This window comes from Streptomyces sp. NPDC002403, assembly GCF_053593015.1.
On record NZ_JBSFBQ010000049.1, the window covers coordinates 1 to 18,634 of the forward strand.

The following is an 18,634-nucleotide window of genomic DNA, read 5'->3' on the forward strand; positions in this document are numbered from 1 at the left end:
CCTTCGTCATCGCCCTCAACGGCTTCGACGGACACCAGCCCTACACCCCCGACGAGGTCCGCGAGGCCCTCCAGATCGGACCCGACACCCCGATCCTGACCACGGACGCGCGCCACCGCGCCGACGCGAAGAGCGCGCTGATCACGCTCGTCGAGCACGCGCTCATGGCACGGCTCCGCTAGGAACGGTCCGGACGCACGAAAGGGCCCCGCACTCCGGAAGGAGTGCGGGGCCCTTTCACGCCCTGCGTATCAGTGCTGCCAGGAGTGCGGGGCGTGGAAGCCCGGGCTGCGCTCCAGGCGGCGCCATCCGGCGGTGTTGCGGCCGCGGTGGGCGGGGGGCGCGGCGGGCTGGGCGGCGGCGCGGGCGAGCAGGACCGCGGTTATCGCGGCCAGTTCCTCGGGGTCGGCGAGGCCCTTCTCGACACGCAGCACGGACTCGGCGGCAGTGGTCATGGGTGGTTTCTCCGTCTTCTCGGCAGGCAGGTCTTCGCGGGCCCGGCAGGGGTGCTGCGCGGCGTGCGGACTACTGCGGGGGGTTGCCGTGCTTGCGGGACGGCAGGTCGGCGTGCTTGGTGCGGAGCATGGCGAGCGAGGCGATCAGCACCTCGCGGGTCTCGGCGGGGTCGATGACGTCGTCGACCAGGCCTCGCTCCGCCGCGTAGTACGGATGCATCAGTTCCGCCTTGTACTCCTTGACCATGCGCTTCCGCATGGCTTCCGGGTCCTCGGCGTCGGCGATCTGCCGACGGAAGATGACGTTGGCGGCGCCCTCGGCGCCCATCACCGCGATCTCGTTGGTCGGCCAGGCGTAGGTCAGATCCGCTCCGATGGACTGGCTGTCCATCACGATGTACGCCCCGCCGTACGCCTTGCGCAGGATCAGCGAGATCCTCGGCACGGTGGCGTTGCAGTACGCGTAGAGCAGCTTCGCACCGTGCCTGATGATTCCACCGTGCTCCTGGTCGACCCCGGGCAGAAAGCCGGGTACGTCCAAAAGGGTGATGATGGGGATGTTGAATGCATCACACATCTGGACGAATCGAGCGGCCTTCTCGGAGGCCTCGATGTCCAGGACACCGGCCAGGGACTGCGGCTGGTTGGCGACGATGCCGACGACCTGGCCGTCCATGCGGGCCAGGGCGCAGACGATGTTGCGGGCCCAGCGCTCGTGGATTTCCAGGTAGTCGCCGTCGTCGACGAGCTCCTCGATGACCTTGTGCATGTCGTACGGGCGGTTGCCGTCGGCCGGGACCAGGTCGAGCAGGACGTCGCCGCGCCGGTCGGCGGGGTCGTCGCTGGCGACGGTGGGCGGGTTCTCGCGGTTGTTCGAGGGCAGCATCCCGATCAGGTACCGGACCTCGGCGATGCAGGTCTCCTCGTCGTCGTACGCGAAGTGCGCGACGCCGGAGGTCTCCGCGTGCACATCGGCGCCGCCGAGCCCGTTCTGGGTGATCTCCTCGCCCGTCACCGCCTTGACCACGTCCGGGCCGGTGATGAACATCTGCGAGGTCTCACGGACCATGAACACGAAGTCGGTCAGCGCCGGGCTGTAGGCCGCGCCGCCCGCGCACGGGCCGAGCATCACGCTGATCTGCGGGATCACACCCGAGGCCCGGGTGTTGCGCTGGAAGATGCCGCCGTACCCGGCGAGCGCGGAGACGCCCTCCTGGATACGGGCGCCCGCGCCGTCGTTCAGCGACACCAGCGGGGCACCGGCCGAGATGGCCATGTCCATGATCTTGTGGATCTTCGTGGCGTGGGCCTCGCCCAGCGCACCGCCGAAGATCCGGAAGTCGTGCGCGTAGACGAAGACCGTACGGCCGTCGACCGTGCCCCAGCCGGTGATGACACCGTCGGTGTACGGCTTCTTCTCCTCCAGGCCGAAGCCGGTCGCCCGGTGCCGGCGCAGCTGCTCGACCTCCTTGAACGAACCCTCGTCCAGGAGCAGCGCGATGCGCTCACGCGCCGTCAGCTTGCCCTTGGCGTGCTGCGCCTCGGTCGCCCGGTCACTCGGTCCGCGACGGGCCTGCTCACGCAGTGCCAGCAGTTCGGCCACACGGCCACGGGTGTCGCTCGGCTCGCCCGGGGTTTCGTCCACAACGGTCATGTACTGACCCTACGAAGCCCGGCAAGTAAATCCTGCCGTCGACTCCGTACAGTCTCCTGACCCGTTTCCTGGTGGAGCCCGACAGAAAGCGAGCCGCATGCAGGCGAAGTACCAGCCAGTACGGGGCAGTCTTTGTGCGAGTCCGACAAAGACTCACTGTGGTCTGCTGCACACCCCGGTCAGCCTCCGGGTGTGGTCCGGTTGGGCGTTCTGCACGCGTTGGACGTCGTTGAGCCGTGTCCTCACCGGGGCTCCGGGGTGGGCGATGGTCAGCAGCACCGCCTCGTAGAAGGCGTCCCGCACGGCGGCGGGCATCACGTCCGAGGCGTCCAGGCAGAGCGGCACCCGCTGGTCGGTGAGACGGCCGCTGATCCGCTTCTCGACCGTACCCTTCCTGGCGGGGACGTCGGGGTCCGGCGAGAATACCCCGGCCCTGCGGCCCCACTCCTCCTGCGCCGGGCGCGAGGTGAGCCGGGTGAGCAGATCGCGGGCCTGTCCGGAGTCGCCGAAGAGCGCGGCGAAGTCGGCGGACACCTCGCGGCCCTTGAGCGTCGGGCCCGAGGGCAGCAGCGCCGCGGAGTCCGTGAAGGCGGCCCGCCCGCTGCGGTCCCGGTAGAAGGACCGGGCGAAGGAGCCCTGGTGCTCCAGGACGCAGCCCTTGCCGCCGAAGAGCAGTCCGTGCTCGCCGGGCTCGCCCCGGTGGTCGTCGAGCAGGGCCCGGCGGGCGGTGTCCGGGGCCTGGGCCAGCAGGCCGGCCCACAGGCTCCAGGCATGGACCACGCGGGCGTCCGTCCAGCTCAGGTCCCCGGTCGCCCAGCGCTCGTACAGGACCGGGCCCGCCGTCTGCAGCATCAGGTCCTCGATCCAGTCGCTGCCCGGCCAGCCCGAGGCCCCGTCGTCGCCCATGCCGATGCACCAGGAGGTCAGCGGCGCGGGCCGGGAGGGCGGCGGCCGGTCCTTGCGGTACCAGACGATGCTCTTGAGGTCCGCCTTGAGCGGTACCCAGAGGCCGGCCTCTATGCCCTTCGCCTCCGGCTGCCAGGGCCTGCCGTACTTCGCGCCCGCGCCCTTGCCCAGCGGGCGCAGCCGACCCTCCGCGGCGTACTCGACGAGATCCCCGACGCCGGGCAGGATCGCGATGTCGGGCGGATTGCCCGCCTGCACCGCGGCGAGCAGGACCTCCCGGGTGGCGGCGGTGCCCTGGTAGGTGTACGGGGTTCCCAGGGTGTCCAGGACGGCCTGGAACTGGGCCTGCTGGTCGTCGGTCCACGGCCCGAGGATCGTCACCTTCGGCTGTTCGCCGCCGCCGGGCGCGGCGAGTCCGCAGCCCGCCGCGGCCAGTGCCAGACACAGGACGAGCAGGACGGCTCGGGCGCGCAGCATCATCCGGTCCTCCAGTAGTCGGCGTTCAGATGCCGGCCGATACCGACGGCGGGCAGCAGCACGAGCAGGGCACCGACCGCCAGCGCTCCGTAGTAGATGCCGCTCTGCCAGCCCTCGGCGGCCAGTCCGGCACGCGCCCTGGTCGACTCGTCGGTGACGGCCTGCTGGGCTCCGGCCAGCACGCGCAGGTCGTGGGTCCGTCGGCCCTGGGTCTGTTGGGCGTGGGCCTGCTGCTCGATCCGGATCAGCCGGTCGCGGGCGGTGGTGAGCTGGTCCTGCGTCCTGTTCGCCGCGATCAGCGGGACCGTCGCCAGGAGGACGACGGCCAGCAGCGAGAACAGCAGGCAGGCGTCGAGGCTGTGGCCGCAGCGGGTGCGCAGAACCCACAGCGCGGAGAGGGTGATCAGGGCCATGGCCAGCAGGCCGAGCTCGGCGACCGCCCAGCCGGACCACCGCAGGGGACTCATCGAGGTGAGCGTGCCGATCCGGTCCATCTGGTGCCCCTGGAGGACGTCCAGACGCGGCACCACACCGGTGCCCTTGCGGGTGAGGAGGGTCTCGGCCTCGGTGAACTTCTCCGTCTGCATCGGTTCGTCCGACACGTACTTCACCGCACCGGGGGTGATGGAGCTGCTGTACGAGGTGAGCAGCCCGTTCACGGTTTCGAGTACCCCGCGCCCCCGGTCCCCGTCGATCTGCACGTCGGAGAGCCGGGACAGGCCCTGGTCGGCGGCGGCCAGTTGGTTCTCGTAGCGGGCACCGGCGCCGACCACATCGGCGATGCCGCTGCTCACGGAGAGCTCGGCCTCCCGGTGGGCGCGCAGCAGGGCGAGCTGGGTGGCGGCCACGCCCTGCACGGCCGGGGCGCCCCGGTCGCGCATCTCGCCCGCCGAGATCTGCACCTCGCGGTACGAGACGAGCAGGGCGCTCATCGAGACCAGCGCGGTCACCAGCATCGCGGCCAGCTGCCGCTCCAGCAGCCGCCGGGTCCTGGAGCGGTAGGCGCGCTCGCCCGATCGGCGTCCGAACCTCACAGCTGCCTCCCGCAGTGGATGCAGAACACGGCCGCGGGTCCGGCCGGACGGTCGCAGTACGGGCAGCGGAGCGCCGGTCCGTCCGGGGGTGCCGGGGGCAGTTCCATGGGGTGTCCGGAGGTGATGCTCAGCATCCCCTCCCGGACGGCACCCGGGTCGACGGCCGGTCCGATCCGGACGATCCCCCGCAGGCCGTCCACGATGCGGGCGACCTTGCGGACCTCGTCCAGGACCCAGTCCGCGGCGATCTCGGTGGCGAGCCGGACGGCGAGTCCGAGCCGCGCCTCGGCCCGCTCGCGGCTCCCCAGGTCGAGGGCGGCGTACCCGTCGTTGAGCGCGGTCCGCATCCGTGTGGAGACGTTCATGGTGTGGATGTCGCGGCCCGCGGCGCCGGAGATGCGGGCGGTGGCCGCGGCGGTGCCCGACGGCAGCCAGCGGACCACGACCGCTCCGGTGGCGCCGCCGACGGTGACGGCGGCGAGCTGGAGGGGTACGCCCAGCGGGTCGTTGCCCGCGTCGGCCCGGAGGGTGAGGAGGTAGTCGCGGGATTCCGGCTGCCACTGGTGGGTGCGGAACTCCAGCCGTCGCGGGTCGCCGCGGACCGGTTCCGCCTCCAGCCGCTGCTGGTGCGGTGCGGTCTCGATCAGTGTCGCTTCCCGTACGTTCGGACGCATGGTCACCTCGATGGGCAGCTCGGGGCTGCGGACCTGGCGCAGCCGGCCCAGTGCGGTGGCCACGGCGGGGGCGAAGGCGTCGGGCGAGGAGGCGGCGGCGCCGTGCAGCCGTTTCGCGACGGCGATCAGCGGAGCCGGGTCCCAGCCCGCTCCCGGGGCGATGACATCAGCGGTGAACTCCCCTTCGCAACGGGCGAGTTCGACGCTCAGAGCACTGTCCGGGCGGGAGGCGTCGTCCTCGTCGGCCCGGCCGGCGCCGTCGGTGACGAGCACGAGATGCCGTACGGGGAGGGCGCGTTCGGCGAAGAGTTCGCGGGCCCCGGCCAGCCAGGTGGTGTATCCGGCCGGCGGCCGCCCCTCGGCGGCCGCGGCGATCCGTCCGACGCTGAAGGCGGCGTCCCGCCGGTCGTCGGGATCGGCGAGCGCCCACCGGCCGCGCAGCGGGTAGCACTGCGCGGCCCCGCCTCCCAGCACGGTGTAGGAGATCCCGTCGGGCAGGGCGCCCATGGTTTCGGCCAGCGCCGCGACGGCCGCGTCACGCCGCCCGGCGGCCACGTCCACCGCGAGGACCAGGGCGATGTCGACGGCGGGGATCCGGTCGCGCGGCCCGACGGCGGCGGCCCGGACGCGCACATGGGCGTCGATCCGGGCGTCCGGGTCCGGCCGCTGCTTCTCCGCGGCGTGGACGGACAGGCTGATCCCGAGGCCGGCCGGCGCGACTGTGCGGCCCATTCAGCTGCCTCCGGGGGTACGGCGCCGGGGTGGCAGCCAGAAACGGGTCTGCGGGCGGACGGCGTGGGAGAGGTCGATGAGCTTCTCGTGGTCGGCGGTGTCCTTGCACTGCCGGGCCATCCAGCGGTAGCACCGGGCCAGTTCCTCCCGGACGGCCCGTTCCCCGGGCGCCGGTGCCGGTGGCAGTCCGCGCCGCCACCAGCGGCCGTCGGGCCCCGGGCGGCCTGCCTCGGCCCGGACCGCGTCGAGCTTCCACTCGTACAGTTCGGTGCGCAGCAGCCGGGCCGGCTCGTCGCCCGTCACCACGGACGCCGGATGCGGCCCGGGGCCGCCCTCGCGCAGCGGGACGGCGGCGAGCACGGTGTCGATGCGCCGCCTGCCGGGCAGCGGGCGCCCGCCCGCAGCGAGCCGGGCCGCCCGGATGCGCAGCGCGGCGATCCGGGCGACGGCGTGGTCGCGCGACTCGTCCGGCACCAGGTCCAGGACCTCGGCCGCCGCGTCCCGGTCGCCGCGGGCCAGGGCCAGCCTGGCCAGGCCCAGCGCGGCGCCGACGTGGGAGGGGTTGCGGGCGTGCACGGCCCGGAAGAGTTCGTACGCCGAGGGGACCGGACCGGCCGGGCGGTCCGGCCCCAGCTGCTCCGCGGCGTAGGCCAGGGCCAGCTTCGCGGCGTACTCGCCGGGCAGTGCCCGGTGGACGGCGGCGAAGTGTTCCAGGGCTGCCTCCAGCAGCTGCCGGCGGTCGTCCAGGACCTCCGCGCCGCGCAGCGCGACGAGTCCCCGGTGCCAGCTGAGCCGCCACTGCCGCACCGGTCCGGGGCCGGGGATCGCGTCCGCCGCCGCCACCTGTTCGCGCGCCCGGGCCAGCGCCTCGCCGCCCTCCTGGCCGAGCAGCAGCCGGACGTTGTGCAGACAGATCTCCACCGACCGCTCCCCCTCGGCGGGCTGGGCGAGCAGCCGGCCGGGGTCGTAGCTGCTCACCAGGAACCGGGCCGCCTCCGGGTCCCCGGGGTAGGGCCTGGGGACCGGCAGCCGCCGGGCGATCTCGGTGGGGGTGGGGAGCCCGGAGTCCAGGACGGGCGCCTCGGGCGTCTGGTCGCGGCGGTGCGGGGCCCGGTCCAGCCAGTGCGCGTACTCGGGCACGGTGCCCAGCCGGGCGCCGAGCAGTTCGGTGGACGGGGTGAAGTAGGCGGACGGTTCGGTCCGGTCCCGTTTTCCGCGCAGCGCCCGGATCTCGCGCAGCACTCCGCGCAGCTGGCCGGCCATCTCCTCGGCGTCGGCGAACCGGCGTTCGGGGTCCACGTCGGTCGCCCGCTCCACCACCAGGCGGAACGAGCTGGTGCCGAGACCGGGTACGTCGTCGCCGACAGCCCAGCCCGCCAGTTCGGCCAGGGTCACCCCGACGGTGTGGATGTCGTGGGCGACGGTCAGCGGACTGCCGCCGACCGTCTCGGGCGCGGCGTACCTGGGGGTGATGACGGGCGGCGGCCCGGCGGTTCCGCTCCTGCGTACCCCGCCGAGGTCGATGACCTTGACCCCGTCGTACTCGTGGACGACGTTGGACGGCTTCATGTCTCCGTACAGGAAGCCCATGCCGTGCAGATGGGTGAGGGCTTCGAGGATCTGGCAGCCGTAGGTGATGACGTGTTCGACGTCGAGGACGAAGTTGCCCTGCCGGGTCGCCTCGATCACGGCGGAGAGTGTGCGGTCCCCGACGTCCTGCATCACGATGTAGCCGCCGGAGACCGTGCCGTCCGCGCTGCTGGTGCTGACGAAGTCCCGGATCTGGACGATGCGTTCGTGCCGGATGGCGACGAGGCTGCGGCGCTCCTCGGCGGCCTGGGCGGCGCCCCGTTCCGCGTAGCGGTTCAGCATCCCCTTCACGGCGACGAGGTCTTCCAGGTGGGTGTCGAGGGCGAGGTAGACCCAGCCCTGGCCGCCGTGGGCGATGGGCCCGAGGATCCGGTACTGGTCCTGGAGGAGGGGCCCGTCCCGGCTGAGCTCGGGGCGGTAGGAGTACGGGGCACCGCACTTGGGGCAGTGGCCCTCGTCGGGCGGCGGGGCGGCGGTGTACGGGGCGACGAAGTACGTGGCGCAGGACTTGGACGAGCAGCTCATCCGGACCTGCGCCTGTGTCACGGCGGCGCCCAGCCGCTGCTCCGGGGTGCTCGGGCTGAGCGGGGGCAGTTCCAGCAGCCCTCTGGGTCCGCACCGGTCGGGGGCGGTGGGCAGCGGCGGGAGTCCCGGGCCGTCCTCGGAGCGGCCGCAGGTGTCGCAGTAGCCGGTGGACAGTACGGCGCCTTCGCAGGGGGCTCCGGTGAACCGGCGGTGCGGGCAGGGGATCCTCATCGGCGGCCCGCCCGGTCCTGGTCGCCGCGTGGTCCGGGTACGCCCGCCCGGCCGTACCGCTCCAGGTCCGCCCGGAGTTCACGCAGCAGGGCGCGCAGGCCGCGGAGCTGCTCGTGCGGGTCCGGGGCGGCGCGCAGGCGGGCCAGCTGCTGGCGGCGGCGGGCCGCGCCGGTCCGTGGCAGGGGGATCAGGGAGCCCGACTCCACCAGGCCGTTCAGCCCGGCCCAGTCCGTCTCGATCGCCTCGACGCGGCGGATCAGCCGCTCGGCCCACTCGTCGAGTGCGGGCAGGAGCAGCTGCCGCGCGACCTCGGTGACCTCGTCGCCGTGGCTGTCCCGCACGATGACGAGCAGCCGGAAGCCGAGTGTCCGCACCCGTGCGAGCAGGGGCACCAGCCCGAGCGGGCGCGGGTCCTCGTCGAGTCCGATCACGGCGAGGGTGGGCCCCGCGCTCCCCTGCTCCCCGTCCGGCGGCCGCTCGGGCGGGGTGCCGCCCGCGAGCAGCCACTCCCGGCAGGCCCGGGCGAGGTGCGGGGGCAGTCGCAGCCGGGTCACCAGCTCGTCGGCGAAGCCCTCGGGGGTGGTGCGCCCGCCCCGGTAGACGAGGTGGGCTCGGTGCAAGTGGTGCTTGAGGGTGCGGTCGCGGCCCCCGCCGTGGGGTACGACGCTGAAGCGCACCGCGGGCTCGTCGCCCCCGGCGAACCATCTCCGCAGCCGCCGGTCCAGCCCGTGGTCCCAGCCGTCCGGGCCGCTCAACTCGGCTACCAGCGGAACGAGTTCGGCGATCCTGTCGATCGGGATCATGTACGAGAACGCCAGGTCGTTGTCGGCGGGCAGCGCCAGATCGAGGTCGCCGCGCCAGCTGACGACCATCCCGACGACCCGCTCGGGCGGTCCGGCCGGCCCGCCGCGCACCTGCACGGCGGCCCCGCTGAACCCTTTTCTCACCACGTGCTCGTTGCGCCCGGCGTCGAGCTGGATCCAGGCGCCGTGCGCTCCGCTGATCCGCCCGGTCAGCCACATCCCGTCGGCGAAGGACCGCGCGTAGCCGCCGATCCACACCTCGTCGCCGCGCTCCAGGCTCCGTTCGAGGGTCGCGGGGGTGGCGTGGGGACGTGGGCTGTCCAGGGCGAGTACGGCGACGTCCTCGCCGGTCGCCCCGAGTCCGGGCAGCCAGCCGCCCTCGGTCACACGGGCCCCGACGGGCGCGATGGCGGGGTTCTCGGCGAACTCCACCCAGATCCGGGCGTCGGGCTCCTTCACGACGTGCGCGCAGGTCAGTGCCCGGTCGCGGGTGAGCAGCACCCCGGCGCCGCAGACCGGTCCGTCCGCGCCGCCGCACCGTAATCGGAGCCGCCAGTCCGCCTTCAACTCCCCCATGCCGCAAGAGAATACGCGCGTAGCGGGTGCCGCTCCCAGCCCTCGGACACACTCCGGTCACCTGATGTCCACCGAATGTCACGGCCGGGGCCGGGGCCGCACGCGTGTGCGGGGCGGGTGCACCGGTCGGGTGCGCCCGCCCCGCATCGCGCGGGTTCAGCCGCCGCAGTGGAAGCGGGCGTCGCCCCAGTCGGCGTGGTCGTTGCCGTTGCCGTCGCCGCCGTCGCCGACGACGAGTTCGACGTACTTGGCTCCGGTGACGTCCGCCGTCAGCGACCAGGCGCTGTCGGCCGCCTTCAGCACGGGCGACTTCACCTTCTCGGTGCCGTCGGCCCTGACGGAGAACTGCACGCTGCCGGCGGTCTTCTGTACGTCGTCCACGCCGACCTGGGCGGTGAACGAGGTGCACTTCCCGCCCAGGTAGTAGCGGATCCTCGCCGGTGCGTGGCTGCCGAGGCCCTTGGTGTAGACGGTGCCGCCGATGGTCAGCGGGGAGCCGTCGCCGGTGCCGGTCTCACCGTTGGAGAGGTCCTTCTCCACCGGGCCCCAGCCGTTCTCGGCGGCCGTCCAGTCCAGGTCGCTGGCCCAGCTGTCGGTGGTGGGCGGCGGCGGCAGCGTCCGTACGGAGGTCTGCGCGCCGAGGGTGCGCCGTGCGCCGCCGACGGTGTACGCCGCCTCGGACGTCAGGCCGTACGTCTGGTACTTGGCGTCGACCGGCGGGGTGACCTGCCAGCTGCCGGTGGCCTCGGCGCCCGCCGCGACCGAGTCGAAGGTGACGGCGCCCGCGGGCTCCGCCTTCCAGCCCTCGGGTACGGACAGGCTCAGGGTGACACCGGTCGCCGCCGTCGCCTCGTAGTTGGTGAACGAGACCTTGACGGTGTTGGCCGTGCCCGGCTCCAGGGTCTCGGCGGCCGGCTCGACGCCGAGGGTGCCGCAGGCGGCCTGCTCGGAGTCGGGGGCCGGGCCGAGGTCGGTCACGGTGAAGGAGTCCAGGACGAAGTCGGCGCCGTCGGGGGCGTCGCCGCGCTTGCGCAGCCCGGTCCAGGTGTCGCCGCAGCCCGCGGTGACGGTCTCGGCGAAGTGGCCGGTGGTGCGCTGCTGTCCGATGGCGGTGGTCCGGGTCTCGACCGAGTCGGGCTTGCCGTCGGCGGTGATCCGGTCGTAGCCGTCGACCCACTCGTAGGCGCCCGCGTGGCTGGACTGGTAGTCGTACTCGACCTTGTAGCGGTGCCCGTCGGCCATCGGCACGGTCCACGGGGCGGTGCGGTAGACGAGTCCGGCGTTCTCCTCGTGGGACTTGAGGGACTCCTTGCCGCCGATCACGTCGTCGATCAGCTTCCCGTTCCACCCGGCCTGGGTGTACGGGGCGTGCAGCTGGGAGATGACGGTGCGGGGGTCGGTGGAGCCGCCCGCGTCACCCTTGAGGAAGGGGCCCCAGCCCTGGTCCACGGCCTCGAAGTCCTCGTAGGAGAGGGTCTTCGCCTTCGTCGCAGGGGCGTTGGCGACGATACGCACGTCGTCGGCCCGCACGCTCGCGGCACTGCCTCCGGCCGCCTCGACGCGCAGGGTGGTGCGGCCGTCGGCGGGGGCGGTGAAGTTCACCTTGGCCCGCTGGAAGTACGTGCCGTGCCGTTCGGACGCGGCGACGTAGTCCTTCGCGGTGGAGCGGTCCACCGAGACGGACTTCCCGCCGATCGAGAGCGTGGTGTGCCGGGTCTTCCCGGGCTGGACCTCGATGAGCGCGGAGGCGGTGTAGCGCTTGCCGGGGGTGAGGCCGTCGATGCGCTGTGCGAGTGCGGCGGTGCCGCTGCCGGAGAGCCGGGCGCTGTGGAGGCCGTTGGCGTCGGTCTCGCGGGCGACGGTGCCGGTCTGCGACCAGGCGGTCAGTGCCTGGTCGTTGAAGCCGGGGTCGTCGACCGGGGTGCCCTCGCCCCACTGGGGGTCGGCGGCCTTCGGCGCCTGCTTCGGGTAGAGGACGTACGGCTGACCGGCCTTGGCGGTCAGCGTGATCCTCCCGTCGGCGGGCTTGACCGTGCCGGCCTTGACCCGCCCGTTGTCGGTGAGTTCGTAGACGGTGTACGTGCCGTTCGACGGCACCGCCCAGCTGCTCGTGCCTCCGGACCTGCTGTAGTGGTACAGCTTCTTCCCGCCGTCCCACGGCAGCAGGTAGTCGGTGCCGCTGAGGACCTTGCGGCCGTGGTCGTAGAAGGTCCGCTTGCCGTCCTCGACCGTGCCCCGGACACCGCCGGTGAGGGTGATGTCATTGCCGTCCCAGCGGGTGATCCGCTGCTGCTGGAGGTACTTGGCGGGCAGGTTGCGCTGCCAGATGTTGTCGTAGAAGGCGTTCCAGTCGGTCTCGTTGGTCCAGCCCTCGAACTCCTCGATGGCACTCTGGCCGAGGACGGGGTCGTTGTTCCAGACGTCCTTCTCGCCGTTGCGGATGAACCGGATGATCTTCGAGTTGAGGCCCTTGTTGGTGGCGCCGCCGTAGTCGAGGTCATTGGCCCAGTGCGACCAGAGCGAGCCGCGCTCGAACTTGTCGGCCCACTCGGTGGCGACGTTCCAGCCCTGCTTCTGCACGGACTGGAGGGTCTTGTCGGCGATCCAGCCGTGCGAGTAGTAGACGTCGATGTAGAGCAGGCTGAGATTGGGGTCGGTCTCGTCGCGCAGCTGCTGGAAGCGCTTGGCCAGGTCGCCGCTGTTGATGTCGCGGCGCTGGTCGATGTAGTAGCTCTGGCCCAGCCAGTTCCACCCCGGCTTGGTCTTGTCGACGAGCTTCTCGTCGAAGGCCTTGGCCTCCGGGTACGCCTCGGTGGCGTTGACGTGGACGCCGAAGGTGGCGCCCCACTTCTTGCCGTCCTTGAGGAGCTCGTTGAGGTCCTTCAGCCCGCCGGCCCGCTTGTTGTAGTCACCGCCGTAGTCGGGGTGGGCGGAGTCGTGCCCCTCGGAGGCGTACCCCTTGAGGAGCGCCATCTGCCCGAGGCCGTCGGTGGCCAGGGAGATCCGCTTGACGTCGTCGAGGGTGCGCAGGAAGGGGTGGGTGGCCTGGCTGGCGAAGTTGAACGGGATGTGGGTGATGACCCGGTCCGCGGTGTCCTTGCTGCCGGGTGCCTCGACGCCGATGGAGCGGAACGCGACGGCGCCGTCCTGCCAGTCGACCGTCTTGTCGCCGTTGGCGTCGGGCGTGACGACGACCTTCGCCCAGGGGAGGTTGTCCCCGCTCTCCGGCTTCGGGGCCCCGTCGCCCCGGTAGGTCCACTGCCCGGACCAGACGCCGACCCGGACGCTGCCGTCGTCGGCCTTGCGGGCCTGGTGCCAGAACCGGGCGTCGTCGCCGCCGGTGGCGCCGGACGGCTTGTCGTACGAGGAGTTGGACTCGACGGCCGCGGCGAGCGAACCGGTGTTGACGATCGCGTACGAGGCCCCGACCGGCGCCTTGTCGGCGGCGGTGTCCGCGGTGACCTTCGAGAAGACGTCGGCGGTCTTCGTCGAGTCGTTGTCCAGCCGGGTGAAGGCAGTGGCGCCCCCGGTGTCCGTGGACCCCACGGACACCAGGTCGTGGCCGGGTATGTCGATGGTGCCGACGCGGAACGCCTCGGTGTCGCGGACGGCCGTCACCTTGAAGGTGGTGGCGCGTCCGGAGACGGAGAGCGAAGCGTCGATCTCGATGCCGGGCAGGTCGGTGAAGGTCAGCGTGTAGCGGGCGGCCGAGGCAGTGACCTTGGGGGCGCCCTTGAGCTTCACCGGGTGCGCGGTGCCGTTGAGGGTCACGGCGGTGACCGGCTGGGTACTCCCGAACAGCCGGCTGCCGGTGGCCCTGTCGGTGTACGCCAGGACGCGCGGGAAGTCGTCGGCGACGGCGACCGAGAGCTGCGCGGACCCGATGACGGTGGCGCCCGCGGGAACGGCCGGTCCGACTGCGGCGGGTGAGGGAGCGGAGGCGGCGGTGGCGGGGAGCGCGGTCCCCACCAGCGCCAGGACGGCGGCTGAGGCGGCGGCGACAGCGCCCGCCGAAGTGAATCTTCGCGACATGTGCTCTGAGTAGTCCCCGTGACCGGACACCGTCAACGACCTGCGGCGACTCGGAGCCCTCCAGTCCAACAACCGCGTTGCGTAAGTCCAAGCGGGGCTCCGGACAGGGGAAGTGTCCACTCGTCGGGCACGTGGAGGAGTTCCCCGAAGCCGGCCCCCGTCCCGAGGCCCTCCACGTAGCCTGGTGCCGGATGACGAGCGCGCGGTGGGGGCGGTGCGTGTGCGCTGCCGCGGCTCACCGACGGATGACCTCAGGAGGCGGCATGCTCAAGCTGGACGCTCCGGGTAAGTCTTTCCAATCCGCGATCTCCAACCACGACTATCCGGATACGGAGGCCGAGTGGAACGGGACCGGGCCGGGGTGGAGCTGGATGTGGGTCCCGTACCCCTTCAACTCTCAGTACGTACAAGGACAGTTCAGTCGTCAGGTCTTCAGGCGCAACCACACGTCACGCGATGATCTCCGGGCCTTCATCGGCGAGAACCTCGCCGAGAACGACCGACGCTGGTCCAAGGCGGCCGCTGCCGCCCTTCGTGGTGTCACTGCGCAGGAGTTCGTCCTGACCTGCTCGCACGTCTGGGCGTTCGCCTTGTTCGAGGTCAACTCGGGCTCGACCGCGAGTTCCGGAACCGCGTTCTACAACCGGTGGGTCGCAGCGGTGAACGCCGATCCGCAGGCCTCGTACATGCTGATGGCCGCGGAACAGCCGACCGTCATGGCGATGGGCTGACCACGGTTTCACCTCGCGGCCGAGCGCCTGCCGGACGGCGTGGAGCCGGTCCGGCAGGTGTCACGGCAGGCGCCACCGGCAGACGTGGAACGTCACCAGCGCAGGGCGGTGAAGTCGATCGGCCGGGGCCGCAGCAGCGCGGTGCGTTCCGCCAGCGCGTGCAGCCGCCGGGACATCTCGTCGGCGTCCCGGCGCTGCCGGTCGCCGTGGCCGGGCAGCACCCACTCGAACCGCAGCCGCCCCGCCGTCCGCGCCAACGAGGCGGCCAGCTCCTCGATGGAGTACCAGGTCACGCTCTCCGCGACTTCGAGGTCGTCGGTCGTACGCGACCAGTAGAAGCTGTCGCCGCTGAAGCAGTACCGGTCGTCCGCGAGGTAGAGCACGCTGCCCCGGGTGTGGCCGGGCAGCGGATGGGCGGTGACGCCCTCGCCGATCTCCACGGGGTCGAGCCCCCGGATCACCCGGTCCGCGTCCGGCGCCGCGTCGAGGTCCCCTTCGTGGATCCACATCCTGGCCCCGAAGTGGTCGGCGTAACGGCGCCCGTGCGCGACGTGGTCGCGGTGGGTGAGCAGTACGTCGGTGACGGGCCCCGTCGTCGCCACGTACCGCTCGGCCAGCTCGGCGCTCCAGCGCGGGGTGTCGATCATCATGACCGTGCCGGACGGGCGCCGCAGCAGATAGGAGTTGGCGCCGGCGGTCTGCCGGGAGTTGTGCCCGCAGACCAGTACGCCGTCGTCCAGCGCCATCGGGAACGGATCGAGCGCGGGATCGGGCTGCCCCGACGCGGGCCGGATCGAGCGGGTGTGACAGGCGAAGACGGCAGCGTGTAAGCGCCGGTTCTCCGCGTCATCGCCCGGTTGCCGCAGAATCCGCGACGCCCCTTCCTCCTCGACGATCAGCTCGGGTGCGAACTGTCGGGCCACGTCGCAGTTGGTGCAGCGATCGTCCACGTACCAGTCGTCCACGGCAGGTTCTTCCTTCCACGTCCACGGAAAACGGACCCCGTGCGGGGCCGCCGTTCCAGGGATAGCCCACGCGCGGCCGGAACCGGTAGACCCTGCCGATCTTGTGTCTCGGCCCCCGGGTCTATCTCCTCGGCATCCCGCGCGCCGCCCCCGACGGCAACTCGAACTCGCACCACACCACCTTGCCCGGGTTCCGCTCCCCCACCCCCCACTTGTCGGCGAGCGCCTCCACCAGCCGCAGCCCACGGCCCCCTTCCTCGTCGGAGTCCGCCCAGGAATCGGCGGGCCGGACCTCCCCGTCACCGCTGTCGTGGACCTCGACGCGCAGGGTGTGGTCGGCCGGCTCCAGGTAAAGGTGGAGCCGGAAACCACGACCGGGCGGTACTCCGTGCAGCAAGGCGTTGGTGACGAGCTCGCTCACGCAGAGCAACACATCGTCGGCGCGGGACTCGCACGCCCAGTCGACGAGGGCCTCGCGCACGAACTGCCGTACGAGCGGGACGGATCGGCGTTCCCGGCGGTGGAACACCTCGCGGAAGTGGGGGAGTCGGGTTGTCTCGTTCACGCTTCCAACGTCACACAAAGTCACTACGGTTGAGCAGCGCGTCGAGTCGTACAACGGAGATGTACGACTTCTGACGGGTCATCCGGGGTTCGTGAGGGGGAGAGGCAGTTCATGCAACCGGCAAAGAAGAAGAGCAAGCGGATCACGTCCTGGCACCTGATCGGCGCCCAGCTGGCGATGTTCCGCAAGGCGGCCCAAATGACGCAGGCGGTACTTGCCGAGCGGTGCTCCGTGGGCGAGGACACGATCGCGTCGATCGAGCAGGGCCGCAGAGCGTTGCAGTGGGACTTCGCGGTCCAACTGGACGAACTGCTGGACACGAAGGGGGCGTTGCACGTCGCAGTGTCGAAGGTGCCGCAGAAGGAGCGGTTCTCTGCGTTCGTACAGAACTTCGTGGACTACGAGCAGGAGGCGGTGACGCTGCTCTCGTACCAGAACCAGGTGGTGCCGGGCCTGCTCCAGACCGAGGAGTACATCCGGTTCGTCTTCTCCTGCCTCTACCCGCCCCTGGAGGCGGACGAGCAGGAGGAGTGGGTAGCAGACCGACTCGATCGGCAGAAGCTCCTCAGCCGCAAGCCCCGCCCCATGCTGCACTTCATCCTGGAGGAGAGCATTCTGCGCAGCCAGATCGGCGACCCCGCCATATTGCGGGAGCAGATCCGGCATCTGCGTAAGTGCATGGAGCTCCCGTTCCTGGGGCTCCAGATCATGCCGATGAAACTGCCGAAGCACGCCGGACTGTCGGGGCCGATGGTGCTGCTGGAAACCCCCGACCACGACCACCTCGTCTACGTGGAGGGACAGCTGACCAGCTACCTTCACGAGGATCCAGATGACGTCAGTCCGCTCCAGCACAAGTATGGGATGCTGCGTTCGCAGGCGCTTTCCGTCGAGGCGAGCGCACGCCTACTGGACGAACTGCTTGGAGAGACATGACCCACGCACGTACCGCTGCCCTCGCCTGGTTCAAGTCCAGTTACAGCAGCGACCAGGGCGGCAACTGCGTCGAAGTCGCCTACGACTGGCGCAAGTCGAGCTACAGCAGCGACCAGGGCGGCGACTGCGTAGAGGTGGCTGCGCACCCCGCCGCCGTGCACATCCGTGACTCCAAAGTGACCGACGGCCCCGTCCTCACCGTTCCCCCCGCCGTCTGGACCGCGTTCCTCAACGCCACGGTCTGATCGTGTTACGGCCCGGGACGCCGGGCCGCAATCTCCCCCGCACTCTGTCGAGTTGTGAAGACTTCCCGTTTCTGAGAGCGCTCTCAGTCATAAGTCTTGACGCCTGATGCGGCCCTCACGAGAGTGGTTGACCCCCCACAAACCTCGGGAGTCTCTCGTGATCTCGCGCAGAATGTTCCTGACGGGCGGCGCTGCCGCCACCGCGACCGCCCTCACGTACCCTCTCTGGGGCAGCGCCCTGAGTCCGAGCGCGTCCGCCGCCCCCGCGACCTGTGAACTAGCCCTGGAGAACCGCTCGTTGCCGGGCAGGGTCAACGCCTATGTCACCGGCCACGAGCAGGGCACCGATCGCTGGGTGCTGCTGCGGGCCAACGGCAGCGTCTACCGCCCCGACTCCCCCGCCGCGCCGCAGACCCCCCTGCCGGTCGACTGCGCCATTCCTCTGAACGCGGCGGGCGGCGGCCCGGTGGTGCTCACCCTCCCCCAGATGTACGGCGCCCGCGTGTACTTCGTACGCGACGACACGCTCACGTTCTACCTCAACCCCGGCCCCGCCCTGGTCGAGCCGGCGTTCGCGACGTCCACCGACGTCAACTACGGCCGCACCTGGTCGTTCTGCGAGTTCACCTTCAACCCGCAGCAGCTGTACGCGAACATCAGCTACGTCGACCTGGTCACCGCGCTGCCGATAGGCCTGACCCTGACCGGCGACGCGACGCACACCGTGGCGCCGCTCCCGGACGGGGCGGTGCAGCGGATCGCGGACGGCCTCACCGCCCAGGCCGCCGCCGACGGCCAGCCGTGGGACAAGCTGGTGATCCGTGGGTCGGACGGCAACGTACTGCGGGTGATCTCACCGCAGAACCTGATGGCACCGTTCTTCGACCGCCCGGACGAGATGCCGTTCCGGGACGTGTTCACGTCCTACATCGACCGGGTCTGGGAGAAGTACCGCTCCACCGACCTGCGCATCGACCTCCAGGGCGGCCGGGGAGTCCGCACCGGCCGGGTGAACGGCGACGTCCTGACCTTCGAGGGCGGGCACACCTTCACCAAGCCCGTCTCCAAGGACGTCTTCACCTGCAACCACGGCCCGTTCGCCAACAACCCGGGCGACCCGGACGACAAGAAGGCCCTGCTGGCCCGCCTGGCCTCCGGCTTCAACCGCTCCCTGATGCTCACCCACCCCGACCAGCCGAACGGCACCTCGACCGCCGACTACTACCGGGACCCGGCCACCAACCACTGGTCCCGCGTCGTCCACGCCAACACCCCGATCGGCTACGCCTTCCCCTACGACGACGTCCGCCCCGACGGCGAACCCGACGTCTCAGGCGCCGCCAACGACGGCAACCCCCACCGCTTCACAGTGACCGTGGGGGCCTGAGCCGAGGCGCGCGGACGAGCGGCCCCACCTGTGCGGGCCTCTCGCCCGCGGCCACCCATGATCACGCACCCGTGCGGGTGCCCCGTCCGGTGGACGGGGCACCCGCACGAACTGGC

14 protein-coding genes and 1 pseudogene are annotated in these 18,634 nt (G+C 71.5%); 5 read left to right on the forward strand and 10 right to left on the reverse strand.

Annotated elements, in window-relative coordinates; translation table 11 throughout:
• Positions 1-182 (forward strand): annotated as a pseudogene (locus tag ACWCPY_RS34410) (ATP-binding protein); the annotation flags it as partial.
• Between the two features lie 69 nt (positions 183-251).
• Here ACWCPY_RS34410 and ACWCPY_RS34415 read toward each other — a convergent pair.
• The 8 genes from ACWCPY_RS34415 to ACWCPY_RS34450 all read right to left on the reverse strand — a co-directional run bounded on the left by ACWCPY_RS34415 (position 252) and on the right by ACWCPY_RS34450 (position 13,689).
• Positions 252-455 (reverse strand): acyl-CoA carboxylase subunit epsilon, encoded by a 204-nt coding sequence (locus tag ACWCPY_RS34415; protein ID WP_451271688.1) that lies wholly within the window; start codon positions 453-455, stop codon positions 252-254.
• A 70-nt stretch (positions 456-525) separates the two neighbouring features.
• The gene (locus ACWCPY_RS34420; RefSeq protein ID WP_451271690.1) at positions 526-2,109 is read right to left on the reverse strand and encodes an acyl-CoA carboxylase subunit beta; all 1,584 of its coding nucleotides are present in this window, start codon (positions 2,107-2,109) and stop codon (positions 526-528) included.
• Positions 2,110-2,262: 153 nt separating this feature from the next.
• Positions 2,263-3,495: an extracellular solute-binding protein gene (locus ACWCPY_RS34425; protein ID WP_451271692.1), complete on the reverse strand. Its 1,233-nt coding sequence runs from the start codon at positions 3,493-3,495 to the stop codon at positions 2,263-2,265.
• Positions 3,492-4,526: a hypothetical protein gene (locus ACWCPY_RS34430; protein ID WP_451271694.1), complete on the reverse strand. Its 1,035-nt coding sequence runs from the start codon at positions 4,524-4,526 to the stop codon at positions 3,492-3,494. The genes ACWCPY_RS34425 and ACWCPY_RS34430 overlap by 4 nt, the downstream gene beginning before the upstream one ends.
• A complete protein-coding gene (locus ACWCPY_RS34435) occupies positions 4,523-5,932 on the reverse strand; it encodes a hypothetical protein (RefSeq protein WP_451271696.1) in 1,410 nt (469 codons plus the stop codon). The genes ACWCPY_RS34430 and ACWCPY_RS34435 overlap by 4 nt, the downstream gene beginning before the upstream one ends.
• A complete protein-coding gene (locus ACWCPY_RS34440; RefSeq protein WP_451271698.1) occupies positions 5,933-8,278 on the reverse strand; it encodes a tetratricopeptide repeat protein in 2,346 nt (781 codons plus the stop codon).
• A complete protein-coding gene (locus tag ACWCPY_RS34445) occupies positions 8,275-9,657 on the reverse strand; it encodes a S1 family peptidase (protein WP_451271700.1) in 1,383 nt (460 codons plus the stop codon). The genes ACWCPY_RS34440 and ACWCPY_RS34445 overlap by 4 nt, the downstream gene beginning before the upstream one ends.
• Positions 9,658-9,813: 156 nt before the next feature.
• Positions 9,814-13,689 carry an endo-alpha-N-acetylgalactosaminidase family protein gene (locus tag ACWCPY_RS34450; RefSeq protein ID WP_451271702.1) on the reverse strand — a complete coding sequence of 1,292 codons (3,876 nt, stop codon included), beginning with the start codon at positions 13,687-13,689 and terminating at the stop codon, positions 9,814-9,816.
• A 263-nt stretch (positions 13,690-13,952) separates the two neighbouring features.
• Here ACWCPY_RS34450 and ACWCPY_RS34455 point away from each other — a divergent pair, with 263 nt between their 5' ends.
• Positions 13,953-14,420 carry a hypothetical protein gene (locus tag ACWCPY_RS34455; RefSeq protein WP_403778346.1) on the forward strand — a complete coding sequence of 156 codons (468 nt, stop codon included), beginning with the start codon at positions 13,953-13,955 and terminating at the stop codon, positions 14,418-14,420.
• A 92-nt stretch (positions 14,421-14,512) separates the two neighbouring features.
• On the opposite strand, the gene ACWCPY_RS34460 is transcribed toward ACWCPY_RS34455, so the two are convergent.
• Positions 14,513-15,385: an MBL fold metallo-hydrolase gene (locus tag ACWCPY_RS34460; RefSeq protein WP_451271705.1), complete on the reverse strand. Its 873-nt coding sequence runs from the start codon at positions 15,383-15,385 to the stop codon at positions 14,513-14,515.
• Between the two features lie 121 nt (positions 15,386-15,506).
• On the reverse strand, positions 15,507-15,950 hold the full coding sequence (locus ACWCPY_RS34465; protein WP_451271707.1) for an ATP-binding protein: 444 nt from the start codon (positions 15,948-15,950) through the stop codon (positions 15,507-15,509).
• 111 nt (positions 15,951-16,061) lie between these two features.
• On the opposite strand from ACWCPY_RS34465, the gene ACWCPY_RS34470 reads away from it, so the two are divergent.
• The 3 genes from ACWCPY_RS34470 to ACWCPY_RS34480 all read left to right on the forward strand — a co-directional run bounded on the left by ACWCPY_RS34470 (position 16,062) and on the right by ACWCPY_RS34480 (position 18,518).
• The gene (locus tag ACWCPY_RS34470; protein WP_451271709.1) at positions 16,062-16,886 is read left to right on the forward strand and encodes a helix-turn-helix domain-containing protein; all 825 of its coding nucleotides are present in this window, start codon (positions 16,062-16,064) and stop codon (positions 16,884-16,886) included.
• Positions 16,883-17,131, forward strand: coding sequence for a DUF397 domain-containing protein (locus ACWCPY_RS34475; protein ID WP_451271711.1), 249 nt, complete (start codon positions 16,883-16,885; stop codon positions 17,129-17,131). Before ACWCPY_RS34470 ends, ACWCPY_RS34475 begins: the two co-directional genes overlap by 4 nt.
• 172 nt (positions 17,132-17,303) lie before the next feature.
• Positions 17,304-18,518 carry a glycoside hydrolase family 64 protein gene (locus tag ACWCPY_RS34480; protein ID WP_451271772.1) on the forward strand — a complete coding sequence of 405 codons (1,215 nt, stop codon included), beginning with the start codon at positions 17,304-17,306 and terminating at the stop codon, positions 18,516-18,518.
• Positions 18,519-18,634: the final 116 nt, after the last annotated feature.